We start from the raw sequence: 19332 nt of genomic DNA, 5'->3' as shown, positions 1-19332 counted from the left end.
AACGAAGGAGAAGCTGTATGCAAGTCAACATCAGTGGACACCAACTGGAAGTGACCGAACCTCTTCGCACCTACATCGGCGAAAAACTCGAACGATTGGAGCGACATTTCGACAAGATCACTAATGTGCAGGTCACGATGACCGTCGAAAAACTGAAGCAGAAAATCGAAGCCACGCTGCATATTCCCGGGAATGAAGTGGTCGCCAACGCGGAACATACCGATATGTATGCCGCGATCGACGCACTCACCGACAAGCTGGATAAACAACTCAAAAAGCATAAGGAAAAGACCCAGAGCCTCCTCCAGGGCGCAACCGGTCGTTAACACTCCCAACCCATGATCCGACTTGAAAGTATCCTGACCCCCGGCCGTTCCCTGGTGAACGTGCCGGGAGGCAGTAAAAAGAAAGCCCTCGAACAAATTGCCAATCTTATCGCCCGCGAAGTGCCGGCCCTGGAGATGCAAGATGTCTTCGAGGCGCTGATCGCCCGTGAAAAACTCGGCTCCACCGGGTTTGGCAATGGCATCGCTATTCCACATTGCCGTCTCAAGGGCTGTGTTTCGCCCATCAGTGCATTGATGCACCTGGACGCCCCTATCGATTTCGACGCCATCGACGGCGCGCCGGTTGACCTGCTGTTCGTGCTGTTGGTCCCGGAAGCCGCCACCGATGCGCACCTTGAGCTGCTGCGACAGATCGCCAGCATGCTCGACCGCAAGGAAGTTCGCGAAAAGCTGCGTAGTGCTGCAAGCAACGAAGCCCTGTATCAGGTTGTCCTTGACGAGCAAAACGGTCAGTAATCATGCGCTTGATCATCGTCAGTGGCCGTTCCGGCTCAGGTAAAAGTACCGCCCTCGACGTTCTTGAGGACAGCGGCTACTACTGCATCGACAACCTGCCAGCCGGTCTGCTGCCGGAGCTGGCCGAACGCGCCCTGGTTCATACCGAGATGTTGCAGCCGCTGGTCGCCGTTTCCATTGACGCGCGCAACCTGCCCAGCCACCTGTCACGCTTCCCCGACCTGCTCGAGGAAGTCCGTGCCCGCCACATCCAGTGCGATGTGCTGTACCTGGACGCCGACGAAGAAACCCTGCTCAAGCGTTTCTCGGAAACCCGCCGACGTCACCCCCTGACCAACGCCAACCGCTCGCTGGCCGAAGCCATCAGCGTCGAGAGCGTCCTGCTCGGGCCGATTGCCGACCTCGCCGATCTCAAGATCAACACTACCAGCCTGAACCTGTATCAACTGCGCGATGCCATCAAACTGCGCCTGTTGAATCAACCGGAACCCGGTACTGCGTTCCTGGTGGAATCCTTCGGCTTCAAGCGCGGCATGCCGGTGGACGCCGACCTGGTGTTCGATGTGCGCTGCCTGCCCAACCCTTACTGGAAACCGGAGTTGCGCGAACAGTCCGGGCTCGATCAACCGGTTGCCGAATACCTGGCGGCTCAGCCGGATGTCGAAGAGATGTTCCAGGACATTTCCACATACCTGCTAAAGTGGCTGCCTCGCTTTGCCGCCAGCAACCGCGCCTACGTCACCATTGCCATTGGCTGCACTGGCGGACATCACCGTTCCGTCTACCTGACCGAGCGTCTGGGGCAAACGCTGCAACAATCCCTGAAGAACGTCCAGGTCCGCCACCGCGACCTCAGCTAAAGGATTCACATCGCGATGCCTGCTCTGGAAATCGAAATCATCAATAAACTGGGTCTGCACGCTCGCGCTTCTGCAAAATTCGTTGGGGTAGCAGGTCAGTTCCCGTGCCAGATCAGGGCCGGACGTACACCACAGTCCATGGTCGATGGCAAAAGCATCATGGCGATGATGATGCTGGCCGCCGGCAAAGGCACCACGATCCACTTGAGCACAGAAGGCGAGCAGGAACAGGAAGCGCTGGATGCTCTGGTGGCGTTGATCAACAACTTCTTCGACGAAGGCGAGTAATACAACCACAAAAGCCCCTCACCACAAATCAAGCGAGGGCCGTATCCATCACCATCATCAAACAGAACCCCATCAGCAGCCCGAGGCTGGCAAGCTTGTCATGACCATTGCGGCGCGACTCGGGAATGACTTCGTGGGTCACCACCAGCAGCATCGCCCCCGCCGCCAGCGCCAATCCCAAAGGCAGCAGCAGTTCGGCCAGGCTCACCAGCCACGCGCATAGAAGTGCGAACACCGGTTCTACCAAACCTGACGCCGCACCGATCAGGAACGCCTTGCCCCGGGACATCCCTGCCCCGGCCAGCACCAAAGCGATGACCAACCCTTCCGGTACATCCTGCAAGGCAATGCCCATGGCCAGGCTGTCGGCGTCAGGCATTGCGCCACCGGCCGAAACACCTACCGCCATGCCTTCCGGGATGTTGTGGGCGATGATGGCAAATACGAACAGCCAGATCCGCGGAGCAATGACCGGTCGTTCCAGCGTGCCGACCAGCATGTCCGGGCTGGCGCCAGAGACCTTCCGATCCACCAGGAACAACAGGAAGGCGCCGAGCATAATGCCGAAGCTGATCAGCCCACTGGACGCCCAAGGTGACAGTCCAAGCCCTTCGGCGGCAGAGATGCCCGGAACGATCAGCGAAAATGCCGTCGCAGCCAGCATCACGCCAGCACCAAAGCCAAGCAAAGTGTCGCTGAGCATCTGCGGCATCCGCCGAATCACCAACACCGGCACCGCGCCCAACGCGGTACCCAAGGCGCAGATCGCACCGCCCTGCAGTGCGCGCAGCAACTTCGGCTCAAGGTCGAGCCATGCCAGCCCATGGGCAACCAAAAGGCTCATTCCCGCCAGCAGTAACAGCGATCCAAACGCGTAACGAAACATCCGTCCATTTCCGATCGCCAGTGTTTCAGTGCCCATAGTCCAGTCTTGGATTGTTTTTATGGAAGACTTAAACCAGTGCGGCCTGATAGCGCGCAGCGACTTGCGGCCAATTGATCACGCGGTAGAACGCGCTGATGTACTCCGGACGACGGTTCTGATAACGCAGGTAATAGGCGTGCTCCCAGACGTCGAGGCCCAGAATCGGGGTATTGCCGTTCATCAACGGGCTGTCCTGGTTACCGCTGCTTTCCACCACCAAGGTCTTTTGCGGGGTCACGCTCAGCCAGGCCCAGCCGCTGCCGAAGCGGGTCAACGCGGCCTTGGTAAAGGCTTCCTTGAAGCTGTCGAGACCGCCCAGTTGTTCATCGATGGCCTTGGCCAACACGCCTTCGGGCTCGCCACCACCGTCGGGCGCCATGACTTCCCAGAACAACGAATGATTGGCGTGGCCGCCACCTTGGTTGATCACCGCCGTCCGTAGTTTTTCCGGCAGTTGCTGAACGGCGGACACCAGCTTCTCCACGGGCCACTCGGCATACTCGGTGCCTTCAACAGCCGCGTTCAGGTTATTGATGTAGGTCTGGTGATGCTTGGTGTAGTGGATCTCCATGGTCTGCGCATCGATGTGCGGCTCCAGGGCGTCGTAGGCGTACGGCAAGGCAGGCAAGGTAAAAGCCATGTTCAATGGACTCCATGATGATGAGGCGCAGGCGAAGCGGCATCGATGTGCAGCAGCCGATGGGTACGCGGATACTCGCCGTGCTCACTGATGAAATTCAGCAGCTCGACGTAGGTCTTGCTGCTCTGGCGCAACGCGGCTTCTCGCAATGTTTGAGGTAGCCGTGGGTCCTGCATGGTGTGCAACAGCCGTTGGTGGATGGCACACAAGTATTCGGCGCTCTCCTCCGGCTGATTCAGACGCAAGTGCAGGTCCGCCAGGTTGTGATGGGAAATCACGCAGGCCGCTACCGCTTCGTCGGCATCCGCCCAGCGCTCGAACAGCACCTGGGCCAGAGCCAATGCCTGCAGGTACGCCTCGCGGGCATCGACCAGTTCACCCAGCATGAAAAAGCGATTGGCTCTTTCGATCGTGCGTTTCCAGTGCTCCATGGTGCGCCTCCAAAGCGGTAACGGGGCTTAGACGCCGCCCGCAGTGAGTTTTTCCGGGTTGAGCAATTCTTCCAGCTGGCTGCGCGTCAGGTCGGTATGTTCCAGTGCGACGTCAATCACCGGCCGACCTTGCTGATAGGCCTTCTTGGCAATCTCGGCAGCCTTCTGGTAACCGATGATCGGGTTGAGCGCGGTAACCAGAATCGGGTTGCGTGACAGAGCTTCCTTGATCCGGCCTTCGTTGACCTTGAAGCTGGCGATGGCCTTGTCTGCCAGCAGACGACTGGAATTGGCCAGCAACTCGATACTGCTCAGCAGGTTCTGGGCGATGATCGGCAGCATCACGTTCAGTTCGAAATTGCCCGACTGACCGGCGATGGTGATAACACTGTCGTTGCCGATGACCTGAGCCGCGACCATCGCGGTGGCCTCTGGAATGACCGGGTTGACCTTGCCCGGCATGATCGAAGAGCCCGGCTGCAAGGCTTGCAGTTCGATCTCGCCAAGGCCGGCCAGTGGGCCGGAGTTCATCCAGCGCAGATCGTTGGCGATTTTCATCAGCGATACGGCGGTGGCCTTTAGCTGTCCGGAGACGGCAACGGCAGTGTCCTGGGAGCCGATCAGCGCGAACAGGTCCTTGCCTGGCTGGAACTCGACCCGGGTCAATTTGCTTAGCTGCTGGCTGAAACGCGCCGCGAACTCGGGGTGGGCGTTGACACCCGTGCCCACCGCCGTGCCGCCTTGAGCCAGGGATTGCAGGCTTGGCTGCAAGCCCTGCAGATGGCCGATGTTGGCCTTGAGCTGCTGCGCCCAACCGTTGAGCACCTGGCTCATGCGCACCGGCATGGCGTCCATCAGGTGCGTACGCCCGGTTTTGACGTGGTGATGAACCTGCTCGGCCTTGCGCTCGATGACCTGCACCAGATGTGTCAGCGCCGGCAGCAGTTGCTCATGGAGCGCCAGTGCTGCGCTGACGTGAATGGTGGTCGGGATGATGTCGTTGCTGCTCTGCCCGCAATTGACGTGATCGTTGGGGTTCACCGCCTCGCCCAGCAAACGGCTGGCCAGCGTGGCGATCACTTCGTTGGCGTTCATGTTCGAGCTGGTGCCGGAACCGGTCTGGAACACATCCACCGGGAAGTGCTGCATGAAATCACCTTCGAGCAAGCCCTGGGCTGCGTCGACGATGGCTTTGCCCTGGGCTTCGCCGATCTGCTTGAGCTCGACGTTGGCGCGGGCGGCCGCTGCCTTGGCCAGGATCAACGCGCGGATGAACTGAACCGGCATCGGTTTGCCGCTGATCGGGAAGTTATCCACCGCACGCTGGGTCTGTGCGCCGTAGAGGGCGTCTTCCGGGACCTGAAGCTCGCCCATACTGTCGCGTTCGATACGGGTATTACTCATCGGGAGATCCTTGCATCAGTTCTATGAGAGGAATCGAGGGCTGCAACTCACAGGTAGCGAGTTGCCAGGTGTAGCTCTGCCAGCGCTTGAGGCGGCATTTGCACAACGAGAGGCGTTCCAGTTCGCGCAGCGGGCGCCAGGCCTGGTCAAGACAGTAAGTGCGCCAATGCCACGGCAGCGCGACATCGGCGGCGGTATCGAGCAACAATCGGAAGGCAGTTTCGGCGACGGTCCAGGGTGAGGTGGCCGTGCAACACGCCAGGTACCGGCCTTCGGCCAGGTAGTGGTCGATCAGGCGAGGCTCGTCGGGGTTCATCGCGCAACGGATCTGGCGACTCATCCAGCGCCAGCTTTCGAGGTAAGGCTGCTCGTGCAAGGCAGAACTCATGATCCGGGGCTCATTCGGTAATGAGATTTATTATTATATGATAATGAGAACCAAAACAAGGCCGTGCCGACATGGCAGATCCATTGTGGGAGCGAGCCTGCTCGCGAAGGCGTCATCACTTTCAACATTGATTTCGTCTGACACGCTGCTATCGCGAGCAGGCTCGCTCCCACAGGGGATCTGAGTTGTAGCCAACAAAAAAGGCGCGCCACCCAATGGGTGGCGCGCCTTTTGGTGAAGCGGCCGAGGCTTAGCTACCCGCCACCGTCATCCGCTCGATCAACACCGAGCCCGTGCGAATGTTACTGCGCAGTTCCAGATCATTACCCACGGCAACGATCTGCTTGAACATGTCGCGCATGTTGCCGGCGATGGTCACCTCCTGGACCGCGAACTGGATTTCACCGTTCTCGACCCAATAACCCGCTGCACCACGGGAGTAATCGCCGGTCACCATGTTGAGGCCCTGCCCCATCAATTCAGTCACCAGCAAGCCACGCCCCATGCGCCGCAGCAACGCCGCCTGGTCTTCGTCGCCATGGGTGACGAACAGGTTGTGCACGCCGCCGGCGTTGGCCGTGCTCGGCATACCGAGCTTGCGGCCGGAATAGGTGCCGAGGATGTAAGACACCAACTCGCCCTTTTCGACGAACGGTTTGGCGTAGGTTGCCAAACCATCACCGTCGAACGCTGCACTGCCCATGGCACGCATCAGATGCGGACGTTCGTCGATGGTCAGCCACTCCGGAAACAGCTTCTGCCCGAGAGTGCCCTCAAGGAAGGACGACTTGCGATACAGGCTGCCGCCGGAAATCGCCGACAGGAAACTGCCGAACAGCCCCCCAGCCAACTCTGCGGAAAACAGCACCGGCACCTCGCAAGTCGGCACCGGACGCGCGCCCAGACGACTCGCCGCCCGTTGCGCAGCGCGTTGACCGATGCTCACCGGGTCGGCGAGCAGATTGCCCTGGCGGTTCACGTCGTACCAGTAATCGCGCTGCATCTGGCCATCGGCCTCGGCGATCATCACGCAGCTCAGGCTGTGCCGAGTCGATGCGTAACCGCCGATAAAGCCGTGGCTATTGCCATAAACGCGGCAGCCCTGATGGGTACTGAGGGTGGTGCCGTCGGCGTTCTTGATCCGGCTGTCGGCGGCAAACGCCGCGGCTTCACAGGCCAGGGCCTGTTCGATGGCTTGTTCCGGAGTGATGTCCCATTGGTGGAACAGGTCGAAATCCGGAATATCGCGCGCCATCAGCGCGGCATCCGCAAGGCCCGAGGCTTCGTCTTCCGAAGTGTGTTTGGCAATGGCCAGTGCAGCGGCGACGGTTTCGCGAATCGCATCAGGACCGCTGGCCGAAGTGCTGGCCGAGCCTTTGCGTTGCCCCACGTACAAGGTGATGCCAAACCCCTGGTCGCGGTTGAACTCAACGGTTTCGACTTCACGCTGGCGCACCGAAGTCGACAACCCCTGCTCCAGCGACACCGCCACTTCACAGGCGCTGGCCCCCTGGCGCTTGGCTTCAGCGATGATCTGCTCGACTTGTTCCTGCAGTGCCGGCAACGCTTGTGGGCCGACGCTTTCAACTGCACTCATGCTGTTCTCCACTCAAATTCTGCTTTCGGTAACGGTCATCGAGCGACCGGGCCGGACAAGCGGCCCCCGACTGGTTATCATGGCGGCGTTTCTTTGCGGACGGCCACCATGGTTGATTCTTACGACGACTCCCTCGATACGGGAGAAAAAAGCAAATCCCAGGTCAAACGCGAGCTGCATGCTCTGGTTGACCTTGGCGAGCGCCTTACAACACTCAAGCCTGACTTGCTGGCAAAACTGCCCTTGACCGACGGAATGCGTCGGGCTCTGGCCGATGCGCCCAAGCACACCGCGAACATCGCGCGAAAACGGCACCTTCAGTTCATCGGCAAACTGATGCGCGATCAGGACACTGCCGCCATTCTGGTTCTGCTCGATCAACTCGATGCCTCCACCCGTCAATACAACGAACGCTTCCATAACCTGGAACGCTGGCGCGATCGTCTGATTGCCGGCGACGATGCCGTACTGGAAAAATTCGTCGTCGACTACCCGGACGCGGACCGCCAGCAATTGCGCTCCCTGATCCGTCAGGCCCAGCATGAGGTTGCGCAAAACAAACCTCCTGCTTCCAGCCGTAAAATCTTCAAGTACATCCGTGAGCTGGACGAGACTCAACGCGGTCTGCGTTAATTCTCGAAGCGGGTGAGCTGCCTCGCAGCTCACCCGCAGCCTCACTTCTTACGACCCCGTGCCACCCACGGTGATCGCATCAATCTTCAGCGTTGGCTGGCCGACACCCACCGGCACCGACTGCCCATCCTTGCCACACGTACCCACGCCGCTGTCCAGCGACAGATCATTACCGACCATCGACACCTTGCTCATGGCTTCCGGCCCGTTGCCGATCAGGGTCGCGCCCTTGACCGGAGCGGTAATCTTGCCGTCCTCGATCAGGTACGCCTCGCTGGTGGAGAACACGAACTTGCCGCTGGTGATGTCCACTTGACCGCCACCCAGGTTGGCGCAGTAAATGCCGCGCTTCACCGAAGCGATGATTTCCGCCGGGTCGCTTTCGCCGGCGAGCATGTAGGTGTTGGTCATGCGCGGCATCGGCAGGTGCGCGTAGGATTCGCGACGGCCGTTACCGGTGCGTGCCACGCCCATCAGGCGGGCGTTGAGCTTGTCCTGCATGTAGCCTTTGAGTACGCCGTTTTCGATCAGCGTGGTGCACTCGGTCGGCGTGCCTTCGTCGTCGACACTCAACGAGCCACGGCGACCGGCCAGGGTGCCGTCATCGACAATGGTGCACAGCTTCGACGCAACCATCTCGCCCATGCGACCGCTGTAGGCCGAACTGCCCTTGCGGTTGAAGTCGCCTTCCAGACCATGACCGACCGCTTCGTGCAGCAACACGCCCGACCAGCCGGAACCGAGCACCACCGGCAAGGTACCGGCCGGTGCCGGAATGGCTTCGAGGTTGACCAGCGCCTGGCGCAACGCTTCACGGGCATAGCCCATGGCGCGGTCTTCGCCGAGGAAATAACGGTAATCGGTCCGACCGCCACCGCCATGCCCCCCGCGCTCGCGGCGACCGTTCTGCTCGACGATCACGCTGACGTTGAAGCGCACCAGCGGCCGTACATCCGCCGCCAGACCGCCGTCGGTGGAAGCCACCAGAATCCGTTCCCAGACACCGGCCATGCTCACGGTGACTTGCTGGATGCGAGGGTCGAGGGCGCGGGTCGCGGCATCGATTCGCTTGAGCAAATCGACTTTCTCGGCACGGGTCAGCACTTCCAGGGGATTGTCCGGCGCATACAACTGCGCGACATCCTGGCTGGTGAATGCCTGCACAGTGCCATTCTGGCCAGCGCGGGAAATCGAACGGGCGGCCCGCGCCGCCGCGCCAAGGGCTTCCAGGGTGATGGCATTGCTGTAGGCAAAACCGGTTTTTTCACCCGATTGCGCGCGCACGCCCACACCTTGGTCAAGGTTGAAGCTACCTTCCTTGACGATGCCGTCTTCCAGCGCCCAGGACTCGGAGATCTGCCCCTGGAAATACAGGTCGGCCGCATCGATGCCCGGCCCGGCCAGGTCGCCTAGCACGCCTTGCAGGCTCTCGATCGTGACGCCACCGGGCGCCAGCAGGTGTTCACTGACTGAGGACAACAACTCGCTCATATGCTTTACGCCTTAAATTCGTCGTTCTGATGCAGGTCGCTGGGCGCCCTGCGAGAAAAAGCGCCGGTGACTGGACACCGGCATCCGCGCCCGGATGGACGCCTGTTCGCTGCTGTCGCGTTCGGCCAGCAGCACGGCCTCGCCTTGATCCTGTTGTGCCAGCACACGCCCCCACGGGTCGATGATGGCAGCATGACCGAAAGTTTCCCGCGGCCCCGGATGCGTCCCACCCTGGGCAGCCGCGAGCACATAACATTGTGTCTCGATGGCCCGTGCGCGAATCAGCACATCCCAATGCGCCGCGCCGGTCACCGCCGTGAAAGCCGAAGGGGCGGTAATCAGTTCCGCGCCGGCCGCGCGCAATTCGCTGTACAGCTCCGGGAAGCGCAAGTCGTAACAGACCGTCAGGCCAACCCGCCCAACCGGTGTGTCCGCCACCACGACCCCACTGCCATAAGCATAGTCATCGGATTCACGATAACGGCCGCGATTGTCGGCCACGTCGACGTCGAACAGGTGCAGCTTGTCGTAGCGCGCCACCGTTTCACCCTGGTCATCGACCAGCAACGAACAGGCATGCACCTTGGCCGCCGGTTGATCCACCGGCGGCAACGGCAACGTGCCGGCCACAATCCATAACTTGAGGTCGCGTGCGGTCTGTTTCAACCAGGGCAGGATCGGGCCTTCGCCCAGTGCTTCGGCGCGCCCGATGTCGGCAATGTCGCGCCGGCCCATGGCGGCGAAGTTTTCCGGCAATACCGCGAGCTTCGCGCCACCGGCGGCCGCTTGCTCGAGCAGCCGACGGGCCTGGGCCAGATTGGCCAGCACATCGCTCTGGCTGACCATTTGAATCACCGCTAGAGACATGGCCTTTTCCTTATTGAAACCAACACAGACCTTGTAGGAGCGAGCTTGCTCGCGATGAGTTTGAATGCGACGCGTTTTTTCAGACAGCCTGCGTCATCGTTCACGTCCATCGCGAGCGGGCTCGCTCCTACAGGGGGCGAGCCGCAATGGCCATGCTACTCCATAGGCCCGAAGGATGGCGTTTCAAAAAGCCTTGTCGAAGGCAATCTTCGGTTCTTTCCAAGGCCCTTTGACGGTGTACTTCACACTGGCGAAACGGGCGACCCGGTCTCCGATCAGCTTGTCGATCAGGAACAGCGCCCCGCCGACCGCGGGTGCACCGACGATCAATGCGGCAATCGGCAGGTTATTGGTCACCGGCAAGGTCACCATCAGTTTCGCATCGATCTGATCGGCCACCATGTTCAGGGTGCCGTCGAGTTCAATGGTGCTCGACGGGCCCGTCAGCTGGATCGGCTTACGGGTGACATACACACCATTGGTCCCGACCAGCAGCCCCTTGACCCGGTCATAACTCAGGCCTTTGCCGAACAGGTCGGAGAAATCCAGGCGCAGGCGCCGGCCGATGGAGTTGAAGTTGAGCAAGCCAAATACCCGCAGCGCCTGGGCACTGCCCTCAACCTCGACGAACTGACCCTGATTGAGGGTCGCATCAAGCGTGCCGGAGAAACGCTTGGTCGCCACCCAGGCCGGTGAGCCAGGCCAGCGGCCATCGACATCCATATAGAAGTCCTGGCTGGTGACGCTCGGCGCAAACCCCCAGCCCTTGAGCACATCGGCGAGGTTCTTGCCGCTGATACGACCCTTGTACCAGCTGTTGCTGGCGCCAGGCACGCCTTCCCAACCACCGCTGCCCACCAACAGCATGCCCTTGAGGCCCAGGTCCAGGGAGTTGAACTCTATGCCCTTGGGCGTCGGACGAATTTTCAGCGACCAGCCCCCCACCAGATCCTGCCCCTGGAATAGCTGATTGATGGTGATGTCCATCGCGGGGATTTTTGTCGGGTCCACCGACGCCAGCGGATCCGGCGAGTTTTCATCGGCCAGCACGGTCGGGTCCGGTGCGGGCAGGCGCACAGTTTGCAGATTGATCGTGATCGGCGTGGCTTTCGCATCGGGAAGGCTGGCGCTGCCATTGATCTGCTGGCTGCCCAGTTGTAGCGCCCAGGCGGAAGGCTTGCGCGCCAGCTGGATCGAGGCCTGATCGAGGGTGGTGCCGATACCGCTGAGTTTGCCCACCTTGAAATCCGCGCCGCTGAGCAGTTGCCTGGCGCTGCCGCCGGGGTCTTGTCCGGCGTATCTGTCCACCAGATCCTTCCACGGGCCAACGTCCAGCTCCGACAGCACGCCCCGTATCCGCAAGCCTTTGGTACCAGGCAAGACGGACTCGCCGCCACCGAGGAACAACTCCCCGCGACCGTCGGCGAAACTACTGGCCGGGGCCGCGAACGTGAAACTCGCCAAGTCCCCGTAGTTGACCCAATAACGCCGCTCGGCGCCCTGCAAGGTCATGCGGAACGTGGTGTCGCGCCCGGCCTCGGAGGTAATGCCGAACGGTGCAGGCAAATCGACGGCCACGCCCTTGAGGCTGGAATTGACCATCAACTGGCTGTCGGCGCCGTCCAGGGTCAGTTGCAGTTGATACGGGATCACACCGCTCACCGGCAGAGGCTGGGTGACCTTCAGCCAGTCGGTCAGTTTCTTGACCTCGACCTGCCCTGACGCGGCCACCCGGGTACTGTGCTTGCCCGGGCTGCCATCGGCAAATATCTGTGCGGTGACCGGTTTGTCGAACGCCCGGGCGCTGATGTTCTGCCCGGTCAGGCCTTTGCCGCTGTCGAAACGGAAATCACCTTTGAGTTGGGTCAGTTCCAGCGCAGGTTCGGCCAGCTTCAAGCGCGCCCTGGCGGTCTTGAAATCGACGAGGATCTTCGGCTCCTCGCCTTTTGCCAGGGGAATATCGAGTTTCAACTTGCCTTGCAGGTCACCCTCGCCTTCCCAGCCGGCAAAGGTTGCTGCGGTGCCGATCGGTGCTTCCTGGAGGATTTTCAGGCCATCGCCCAAACCGCCGGCAAATCCGCCATCGAGGAACAAATGAACGTTCTGCCCGGCCGGCACATGGGGAATGTCGACGTAGATATCGTTGACCTGGGTGTCGAGCAACTGGCCCGTGCTGGCCAGAATCCGCACGCCGCTGTCTTCGACAAACACATCGCCGCTGACCTTGCTGACATGGGGCCAGCCCGGCTGGAAGGCCAGTTCGGCATCGTGAACCTTGAAGTACAGGCTGATGCTGCGATCGACATCCGCGGCACCGGGGCTGAGCGACCCTTGATACTGGAAGAAGCCTTGATCCACCGCGCCCTTGAGAATCGCCGTGCGCAACCATTCGTCCAGCGCCGGACTGAGGACCGTGGGCAAGTACTTGGCGGTGTAGCGACCGTCACCGTCCACCAGGCCGACCCGCAGGTCCATGTAGTCTTCCCGGGTGTGATCGAAATACAGGCGAATCAGGAAGTCGCCGGCGATCTTGCCTTCCTCGCCCAGCACTTTCAGATACGGCGCGATCAGGGTGAAACCTTCTTTATCGAGTTTCCAGGTCAGCCGCGCATTGGCCTGAATGTACTGCCATGGCTTGGCGAAAATCGGGTCCAGGTGCAGCATGAAATCCTTGCTGTCCATGCGCAGTTCGCCGTGCCCCAGATCACCGCTGATGCTGCCGCTGACATTTCGCGCCGCCGGCGCACCGTGATAGGCGTCGAAGCCCACCTGGTCGAGGTTGGCGGCAAACCCGAACTTGCTGTCGTCGGTGGCATTGGGGCGGAAGTCGATCAGCACGTTACGCAGGCCACCCGTGACCTTGAGCCGCTCGACGACCGTGGCAAAACCCTCTGGTAACGGCGCCAGGGCGTTGAGCAGCGGGGTCAGCGGCGTGAGATCAACCCGGTCGGCTTGCAGGTGCCAGAGTTCTTCGGTTTTATCGGTGGCGGCGTTTTGCGTGAGCTGCAGATGCGTTTCCCAGCGAGTCTCGCCGAAGTTCATCGCCAGGGAGTCCAGAGTCACTGACGCACCTTTGGCACTGCGCTGGAAGTAACCATTGAGCGCCAGGTTATTGATCTGGATCGGCTTGCGCTCGGCGTAGGCGCCCTTGAGTTGTGGCGCGTTCACGCGCACCGCAGCGCTTTGCAAGGCGCCTTTGCCCCAAGTCACCCACAGCTCGCCGCCGGCCTTGATCTCGGAAAAATTCCACTGTTGGGTCAGACGTTCAGGCAACCACTTCGACCAGTCGCTTTGCGGCAGGCTCAGGTAGACCTCGGCTTCACCGTCCTTCCATTGGCTGGCTCGAATACGGGTACGCAGACTCATGGCCACTGGTTGCCCGTCCGGCAGGGTCAGCCGTGCGTCGAGCCGCTGCCGTGACGCTCCGGTTTTCAGACTCAGGCCGACATAAGTCAGGGTCAGCGGCGATTCGCCAAACGGCTGCAAGGTCACCTGGCTGTCGAGCACCGACAGTTGCTGGATCATCTGCATCTGATTGAGCAGTTGCTCCGGATCGGTGGGCTGGTCCTGGCGCATCGGCAAACCTTCCAGAGCCCACTGACCGCCCTCACCTTGCCTGAGGTTGATCTTGAGGCCGCTGAACTCCAGATGAGCGATGCGTACCTGGCGGGCCAACAAGCTGGCCCAAAGGTCCGGCACCGCGCGCACCTGATCCAGGTGCAAGGCATTGGCGCCGTCGCCGACCGTCACGTCGCGGGCCATCAATATAGGGGCGAATCCACTCCAGTTGCCTTCAAGCTCGCCGATCTGCAACGGCATGCCCAAGGCATCGCTGGCTTTGGTTTCGATGTCGGCGCGGTACTCGGCGACTAACGGCGTCAGCTCCCGGCCAAGGCTGACGTAGAGCGCCATCAACACCAAAACCAACGCGCACAGGCCCAGACCCCAGCGGGTCAGTGCGGCCAATATGCGTGTCAGACGGTCCATGTCAGGTGGCTCCCATGGCAAAAGTTTTGCAAAAAGCTGAGGCCAGCCATTCTCGAACAATCAAAACAAAACGCTTCAGAGCAGCACCACGTCGTATTGTTCCTGGGAATACATGGTTTCGACCTGGAAGCGGATGGTGCGCCCGATAAACCCTTCCAGTTCGGCAACGTTGCCCGACTCTTCGTCGAGCAGGCGGTCCACCACTTTCTGGTTTGCCAATACACGATAGCCTTCCGCCTGATAGGCGCGAGCCTCGCGCAAGATTTCACGGAAGATTTCGTAGCAAACGGTTTCCGGGGTCTTGAGCTTGCCCCGTCCCTGACAGGCATTGCACGGCTCGCACAACACCTGTTCAAGGCTTTCGCGGGTGCGCTTGCGGGTCATCTGCACCAGGCCCAGCTCGGTGATACCGATGATGTTGGTCTTGGCGTGATCGCGCTCCAGTTGCTTTTCGAGCGTGCGCAACACCTGGCGCTGGTGCTCTTCATCTTCCATGTCGATGAAGTCGATGATGATGATTCCGCCCAGGTTACGCAGGCGCAATTGACGGGCGATGGCCGTCGCGGCTTCGAGGTTGGTCTTGAAGATGGTCTCTTCGAGATTGCGGTGGCCGACGAACGCCCCGGTATTGACGTCGATGGTGCTCATGGCTTCCGCCGGATCGACCACCAGATAACCGCCGGACTTGAGCGGGACCTTGCGTTCGAGTGCCTTCTGGATTTCGTCTTCGACGCCATACAGGTCGAAAATCGGCCGCTCGCCCGGGTAATGCTCCAGGCGGTCAGCAATCTCGGGCATCAGTTCAGCGACGAATTGCGTGGTTTTCTGAAAGGTTTCCCGGGAGTCGATGCGGATCTTCTCGATTTTCGGGCTCACCAGGTCACGCAGGGTGCGCAGCGCCAGGCCAAGGTCTTCGTAGATTACGCTAGGCGCACTGATGGTTTTGATCTGGGCGTTGATCTGATCCCAGAGACGGCGCAGATAACGGATGTCCATGAGGATTTCATCCGCGCCGGCGCCTTCGGCTGCCGTGCGCAGGATGAAACCGCCAGCTTCCTTGATACCTTCCTTGGCCACGCAATCAGTGACCACCTGTTTGAGGCGTTCGCGCTCGGCTTCGTCTTCAATCTTCAGAGAAATGCCGACATGGGCCGTGCGCGGCATGTACACCAGATAGCGTGAAGGAATCGAAAGCTGGGTGGTCAGGCGTGCGCCTTTGGAACCGATCGGATCCTTGGTCACCTGCACCACCAGGCTCTGGCCCTCGTGCACCAGTGCACTGATGCTCTCGACCGCCGGGCCTTCGCGCAGGGAAATTTCCGACGCATGAATGAACGCGGCACGGTCCAGGCCGATATCGACGAATGCCGCCTGCATTCCAGGCAATACCCGCACGACTTTGCCTTTATAGATGTTGCCGACGATCCCGCGCTTTTGCGTACGCTCGACGTGGACCTCTTGCAGGACACCGTTTTCGACCACCGCCACGCGCGACTCCATCGGCGTGATGTTGATCAGAATCTCTTCACTCATGGCAGGGTCTCGTTCAGGCATGTTCACGATAATGGCCGCATCTGTTCAGAACGTTGCTTGGTGTGCGTTCCGGGGTTGCCAACAGGGTATGCCGAAATGGCCGAGCAGTTCCGCGGTTTCGCAAAGCGGTAGTCCGACCACCGCTGAATAACTTCCATCGAGCCCGGCGACAAACACCGCACCCAGTCCTTGAATGCCATAACCGCCCGCCTTGTCCCGTGGTTCGCCGCTGGCCCAGTAGGCTGCGGCTTCCTCACGACTGATATCTCGAAAACGTACCCGGCTGGTGACAACCCGGGATTCGCAACGTCCGCCATCGAGCACGGCAATCGCGGTCAGGACTTCATGTTCACACCCTGACAGCATCGTCAGCATGGCGCACGCATCCGCTTGATCAACCGGTTTGCCGAGAATTTTTCCATCGAGTACCACGGCGGTATCGGCACCGAGCACGCAGAATGGTTCGTCAGACACGACGCCGCCGCGCCCGGCCTCGGCCTTGCCGCGTGCCAGACGCTCGACGTAGGCCGATGGGGATTCTTGAGCTAAAGGAGTTTCATCGATGTCCGCATTGACGGCGCAGAACGCAACGCCGATCTGCGTGAGCAATTCACGTCGACGCGGCGAACCAGAGGCGAGGTACAACCGTTTCATCAAGACCTCTCCCTGTCCAATGCCTGAGCGAATTAATTAATTTTGTAGCGTCGACGCAGTCCGCGCAAACCGAAACTGATCCAGGGCCAGAGCAGCGCACTGACCAGTGCCGGCAGCACCAGCGCCAACGTCGGCTGACGATTGCCGGTCAAGGCACTGAGCCACAGCTGTACTAGCTGGGCGAGGCCGAAGATCACCAGGATCACCAGGCTCTGCTGCCACATCGGGAACATCCGCAGGCGTTGCTGCAGCGCCAGCACCAGATAGGTGATGAGCGTCAGGATCAAGGCATTCTGACCCAGCAAGGTACCGTAGAGAACGTCTTCAGCCAGCCCCAGGCAAAACGCCGTCACCATCCCGACGGTCTGCGGCAGGTTCAACGCCCAGAATGCCAGCAACAAGGCCAGCCACAGCGGGCGCAGGATTTCCATGAATTGCGGCAGAGGCGAAACGCTCAACAGCAGACCGACGGCGAACGTCAGCCAGACTATCCAGCCGTTTCGGGATGCTTTCACACCGCCCATTATTCTCTCCCCACTGGAGTGGCCGGCGCGGACACTGGCGGTTTGGCGGCAGGCTTCGCGGCAGCGGGTTGCGCCGCCGGCGGTTTAGCCGCCGCAGGCTTGGCTGGCGTGGTGGTTGGCTTGGCTGGCGCGGTGGCCGCAGGCGCCGCCGTCGCAGGAATCGCCGGTGCGGCGGCCGGTACAGCGGGTACCGCGGGGCTGACCGGTTTCGGAACCGTCGACGGAATGATCGGCCCACCGCCCTGCGCATCCAGGCTTTCCTGGGCCTGGGCGGCAGCGTTGACGCGCTCTTCGGCAGTCCGGTTGTCGCTGAACACCAGCAACAGGTAACGGCTACGGTTCAAGGCGGCGGTCGGAACGGCGCGGACAATGGCAAACGGCTGGCCGGAATCGTGAATCACTTCCTTGACCGTCGCCACCGGATAACCCGCCGGGAAACGCTGACCGAGGCCGGAGCTGACCAGCAGGTCGCCCTCCTTGATGTCGGCGGTATCGGCCACATGCCGCAACTCGAGACGTTCCGGGTTGCCGGTGCCGCTGGCAATCGCCCGCAAACCGTTACGGTTCACCTGCACCGGAATGCTGTGGGTGGTATCGGTCAGCAGCAAGACGCGGGAGGTGTAGGGCATCAACTCGACCACCTGCCCCATCAGGCCACGGGCATCGAGTACCGGCTGACCGAGGACCACGCCATCGCGCTCACCTTTATTGATGATGATGCGATGGGTGAAGGGGTTGGGGTCCATGCCGATCAACTCGGCCACTTCGACCTTCTCGTTGACCAGGGCCGAAGAGTTGAGCAACTCGCGCAGCCGAACGTTCTGCTCGGTCAGGGCGGCAAGCTTCTGCATGCGCCCCTGCAACAGCAGGTTCTCGGTCTTGAGTTTTTCGTTTTCGGCGACGAGTTCGGTCCGGCTGCCAAACTGACTGGCAACGCCTTCCCACAACCGTCCGGGCAGGTCGGTGATCCAGTAGGCGTCCATCAGCACCAGCGACATCTGGCTGCGTGCAGGCTTGAGCAGACTGAAACGGGCATCGACCACCATCAGCGCGACCGATAGCACGACCAGCACCAACAGGCGCACGCCAAGTGAAGGGCCCTTGGTGAAAAGCGGTTTAATAAGCCGCTCCTCCCAGGCAAATGTTCTGTTTATTCATACGACAGCAATCCGGCCTGGATGCAGACTGACAGAAGATAAACGCGAACAGGCAGCACTGCAAAGTGCCGCCTGCGCGCTCAACAGCATAGAGGCAATCCGGCGACTTATTCGCTGGAAAGCAGGTCCATGGTGTGTTTATCCATCATTTCCAATGCACGGCCACCGCCGCGAGCAACGCAGGTCAGCGGGTCTTCGGCAACGATCACCGGCAGACCGGTTTCCTGGGCCAGCAATTTGTCCAGGTCACGCAGCAAGGCGCCACCACCGGTCAGTACCAGGCCACGTTCGGCGATATCGGAAGCCAGCTCCGGAGGCGATTGCTCCAGGGCGCTTTTCACGGCCTGAACGATGGTTGCCAGGGACTCTTGCAGAGCTTCCAGCACTTCGTTGGAGTTCAGGGTGAATGCGCGTGGAACGCCTTCGGCCAGGTTACGGCCGCGAACGTCGACTTCGCGAACTTCGCCGCCCGGATACGCGGTACCGATTTCCTGCTTGATGCGCTCGGCGGTGGATTCACCGATCAGGCTGCCGTAGTTGCGACGCACGTAGGTGATGATCGCTTCGTCGAAGCGGTCGCCGCCCACACGTACGGATTCGGCGTAAACCACACCGTTCAGGGAGATCAGCGCGATTTCAGTGGTACCGCCACCGATATCCACGACCATCGAACCGCGAGCTTCTTCAACCGGCAGGCCGGCACCGATCGCAGCGGCCATTGGCTCTTCGATCAGGAACACTTCACGGGCACCGGCGCCAAGGGCCGATTCACGGATGGCACGACGCTCAACCTGGGTGGATTTGCATGGAACGCAGATCAACACGCGTGGGCTAGGCTGCAGGAAGCTGTTTTCGTGAACCTTGTTGATGAAGTACTGCAGCATTTTTTCGCACACGCTGAAGTCGGCGATCACGCCGTCTTTCATCGGACGAATGGCAGCAATGTTGCCCGGCGTACGACCCAGCATGCGCTTGGCTTCGGTGCCGACAGCAACGACACTTTTCTGGTTACCGTGTGTCCGAATGGCCACAACGGAGGGCTCATTCAGGACGATACCGCGCTCGCGCACGTAAATAAGGGTGTTGGCAGTGCCCAGGTCAATGGAAAGATCGCTGGAAAACATGCCACGCAGTTTCTTGAACATGGGAA

At 60.8% G+C, this 19332-nt stretch carries 19 protein-coding genes; 5 read left to right on the top strand and 14 right to left on the bottom strand.

Features of this window, described 5'->3' with window-relative positions; genetic code table 11:
* The first annotated feature begins 17 nt into the window (after positions 1-17).
* From hpf to KW840_RS08090, 4 genes are read left to right on the top strand one after another with little or no spacing between them, the layout of a single operon-like run.
* Positions 18-326 (top strand): ribosome hibernation-promoting factor, HPF/YfiA family, encoded by a 309-nt coding sequence (hpf, locus tag KW840_RS08105; RefSeq protein WP_007941242.1) that lies wholly within the window; start codon positions 18-20, stop codon positions 324-326.
* Between the two features lie 12 nt (positions 327-338).
* Positions 339-803 (top strand): PTS IIA-like nitrogen regulatory protein PtsN, encoded by a 465-nt coding sequence (gene ptsN / locus KW840_RS08100; RefSeq protein WP_008046148.1) that lies wholly within the window; start codon positions 339-341, stop codon positions 801-803.
* A gap of 2 nt (positions 804-805) precedes the next feature.
* The gene (gene rapZ / locus KW840_RS08095) at positions 806-1663 is read left to right on the top strand and encodes an RNase adapter RapZ (RefSeq protein ID WP_057716419.1); all 858 of its coding nucleotides are present in this window, start codon (positions 806-808) and stop codon (positions 1661-1663) included.
* A gap of 15 nt (positions 1664-1678) precedes the next feature.
* On the top strand, positions 1679-1951 hold the full coding sequence (locus KW840_RS08090; protein ID WP_057716420.1) for an HPr family phosphocarrier protein: 273 nt from the start codon (positions 1679-1681) through the stop codon (positions 1949-1951).
* A 28-nt stretch (positions 1952-1979) separates the two neighbouring features.
* Here KW840_RS08090 and KW840_RS08085 read toward each other — a convergent pair whose 3' ends face one another.
* From KW840_RS08085 to pmbA, 6 genes are all read right to left on the bottom strand, one after another.
* On the bottom strand, positions 1980-2873 hold the full coding sequence (locus KW840_RS08085; RefSeq protein WP_218494924.1) for a ZIP family metal transporter: 894 nt from the start codon (positions 2871-2873) through the stop codon (positions 1980-1982).
* 31 nt (positions 2874-2904) lie between these two features.
* Positions 2905-3516, bottom strand: coding sequence for a superoxide dismutase (locus KW840_RS08080; RefSeq protein ID WP_218494923.1), 612 nt, complete (start codon positions 3514-3516; stop codon positions 2905-2907).
* Positions 3517-3518: 2 nt separating this feature from the next.
* On the bottom strand, positions 3519-3947 hold the full coding sequence (locus tag KW840_RS08075) for a DUF2753 domain-containing protein (RefSeq protein ID WP_218494922.1): 429 nt from the start codon (positions 3945-3947) through the stop codon (positions 3519-3521).
* Positions 3948-3974: 27 nt separating this feature from the next.
* Positions 3975-5351 carry an aspartate ammonia-lyase gene (locus KW840_RS08070; protein WP_218494921.1) on the bottom strand — a complete coding sequence of 459 codons (1377 nt, stop codon included), beginning with the start codon at positions 5349-5351 and terminating at the stop codon, positions 3975-3977.
* On the bottom strand, positions 5344-5739 hold the full coding sequence (locus tag KW840_RS08065; RefSeq protein ID WP_057716425.1) for a hypothetical protein: 396 nt from the start codon (positions 5737-5739) through the stop codon (positions 5344-5346). Before KW840_RS08065 ends, KW840_RS08070 begins: the two co-directional genes overlap by 8 nt.
* Before the next feature lie 250 nt (positions 5740-5989).
* Positions 5990-7336, bottom strand: a complete 1347-nt coding sequence (pmbA, locus tag KW840_RS08060; RefSeq protein ID WP_057716426.1) for a metalloprotease PmbA — start codon at positions 7334-7336, stop codon at positions 5990-5992.
* 108 nt (positions 7337-7444) lie between these two features.
* Between pmbA and yjgA the strand changes: the two genes are divergently transcribed.
* Positions 7445-7969 carry a ribosome biogenesis factor YjgA gene (gene yjgA, locus KW840_RS08055; protein WP_056728351.1) on the top strand — a complete coding sequence of 175 codons (525 nt, stop codon included), beginning with the start codon at positions 7445-7447 and terminating at the stop codon, positions 7967-7969.
* 48 nt (positions 7970-8017) lie between these two features.
* Here the strand turns inward: yjgA and tldD are convergent, their stop codons facing one another.
* The 8 genes from tldD to mreB all read right to left on the bottom strand — a co-directional run bounded on the left by tldD (position 8018) and on the right by mreB (position 19327).
* Positions 8018-9460 carry a metalloprotease TldD gene (gene tldD / locus KW840_RS08050; protein ID WP_057716428.1) on the bottom strand — a complete coding sequence of 481 codons (1443 nt, stop codon included), beginning with the start codon at positions 9458-9460 and terminating at the stop codon, positions 8018-8020.
* A gap of 12 nt (positions 9461-9472) precedes the next feature.
* Positions 9473-10327, bottom strand: coding sequence for a carbon-nitrogen hydrolase family protein (locus tag KW840_RS08045; RefSeq protein ID WP_218494920.1), 855 nt, complete (start codon positions 10325-10327; stop codon positions 9473-9475).
* A gap of 183 nt (positions 10328-10510) precedes the next feature.
* Complete coding sequence (locus KW840_RS08040) at positions 10511-14314, bottom strand: YhdP family protein (RefSeq protein WP_218494919.1); 3804 nt, start codon at positions 14312-14314, stop codon at positions 10511-10513.
* 75 nt (positions 14315-14389) lie between these two features.
* Positions 14390-15847 carry a ribonuclease G gene (gene rng / locus KW840_RS08035; protein ID WP_008018726.1) on the bottom strand — a complete coding sequence of 486 codons (1458 nt, stop codon included), beginning with the start codon at positions 15845-15847 and terminating at the stop codon, positions 14390-14392.
* A gap of 45 nt (positions 15848-15892) precedes the next feature.
* Positions 15893-16501: a nucleoside triphosphate pyrophosphatase gene (locus tag KW840_RS08030; RefSeq protein ID WP_218494918.1), complete on the bottom strand. Its 609-nt coding sequence runs from the start codon at positions 16499-16501 to the stop codon at positions 15893-15895.
* Positions 16502-16533: 32 nt separating this feature from the next.
* Positions 16534-17025: a rod shape-determining protein MreD gene (gene mreD / locus KW840_RS08025; protein ID WP_007970244.1), complete on the bottom strand. Its 492-nt coding sequence runs from the start codon at positions 17023-17025 to the stop codon at positions 16534-16536.
* Positions 17025-18098, bottom strand: coding sequence for a rod shape-determining protein MreC (gene mreC, locus KW840_RS08020; RefSeq protein WP_371318453.1), 1074 nt, complete (start codon positions 18096-18098; stop codon positions 17025-17027). Before mreC ends, mreD begins: the two co-directional genes overlap by 1 nt.
* A 191-nt stretch (positions 18099-18289) precedes the next feature.
* Positions 18290-19327: a rod shape-determining protein MreB gene (mreB, locus tag KW840_RS08015; protein ID WP_002555108.1), complete on the bottom strand. Its 1038-nt coding sequence runs from the start codon at positions 19325-19327 to the stop codon at positions 18290-18292.
* Positions 19328-19332 lie beyond the last annotated feature (5 nt).

The sequence above is a fragment of the Pseudomonas sp. PDM30 genome (assembly GCF_019218985.1).
In the GTDB taxonomy this organism is placed as follows: Bacteria; Pseudomonadota; Gammaproteobacteria; order Pseudomonadales; family Pseudomonadaceae; genus Aquipseudomonas; species Aquipseudomonas jessenii.
This window is presented reverse-complemented; position numbering and strand designations above follow the sequence as displayed.

Coding starts and splice junctions, on each gene's coding strand:
- KW840_RS08040 (WP_218494919.1), bottom strand. CDS start 14,314: ATGGACCGTCTGACACGCATATTGGCCGCACTGACCCGCTGGGGTCTG.
- pmbA (WP_057716426.1), bottom strand. CDS start 7,336: ATGAGTGCAGTTGAAAGCGTCGGCCCACAAGCGTTGCCGGCACTGCAG.
- KW840_RS08030 (WP_218494918.1), bottom strand. CDS start 16,501: ATGAAACGGTTGTACCTCGCCTCTGGTTCGCCGCGTCGACGTGAATTG.
- KW840_RS08045 (WP_218494920.1), bottom strand. CDS start 10,327: ATGTCTCTAGCGGTGATTCAAATGGTCAGCCAGAGCGATGTGCTGGCC.
- KW840_RS08085 (WP_218494924.1), bottom strand. CDS start 2,873: ATGGGCACTGAAACACTGGCGATCGGAAATGGACGGATGTTTCGTTAC.
- KW840_RS08075 (WP_218494922.1), bottom strand. CDS start 3,947: ATGGAGCACTGGAAACGCACGATCGAAAGAGCCAATCGCTTTTTCATG.
- rapZ (WP_057716419.1), top strand. CDS start 806: ATGCGCTTGATCATCGTCAGTGGCCGTTCCGGCTCAGGTAAAAGTACC.
- rng (WP_008018726.1), bottom strand. CDS start 15,847: ATGAGTGAAGAGATTCTGATCAACATCACGCCGATGGAGTCGCGCGTG.
- yjgA (WP_056728351.1), top strand. CDS start 7,445: ATGGTTGATTCTTACGACGACTCCCTCGATACGGGAGAAAAAAGCAAA.
- KW840_RS08080 (WP_218494923.1), bottom strand. CDS start 3,516: ATGGCTTTTACCTTGCCTGCCTTGCCGTACGCCTACGACGCCCTGGAG.
- KW840_RS08065 (WP_057716425.1), bottom strand. CDS start 5,739: ATGAGTTCTGCCTTGCACGAGCAGCCTTACCTCGAAAGCTGGCGCTGG.
- tldD (WP_057716428.1), bottom strand. CDS start 9,460: ATGAGCGAGTTGTTGTCCTCAGTCAGTGAACACCTGCTGGCGCCCGGT.
- KW840_RS08070 (WP_218494921.1), bottom strand. CDS start 5,351: ATGAGTAATACCCGTATCGAACGCGACAGTATGGGCGAGCTTCAGGTC.
- mreB (WP_002555108.1), bottom strand. CDS start 19,327: ATGTTCAAGAAACTGCGTGGCATGTTTTCCAGCGATCTTTCCATTGAC.
- ptsN (WP_008046148.1), top strand. CDS start 339: ATGATCCGACTTGAAAGTATCCTGACCCCCGGCCGTTCCCTGGTGAAC.
- KW840_RS08090 (WP_057716420.1), top strand. CDS start 1,679: ATGCCTGCTCTGGAAATCGAAATCATCAATAAACTGGGTCTGCACGCT.
- hpf (WP_007941242.1), top strand. CDS start 18: ATGCAAGTCAACATCAGTGGACACCAACTGGAAGTGACCGAACCTCTT.
- mreD (WP_007970244.1), bottom strand. CDS start 17,025: ATGGGCGGTGTGAAAGCATCCCGAAACGGCTGGATAGTCTGGCTGACG.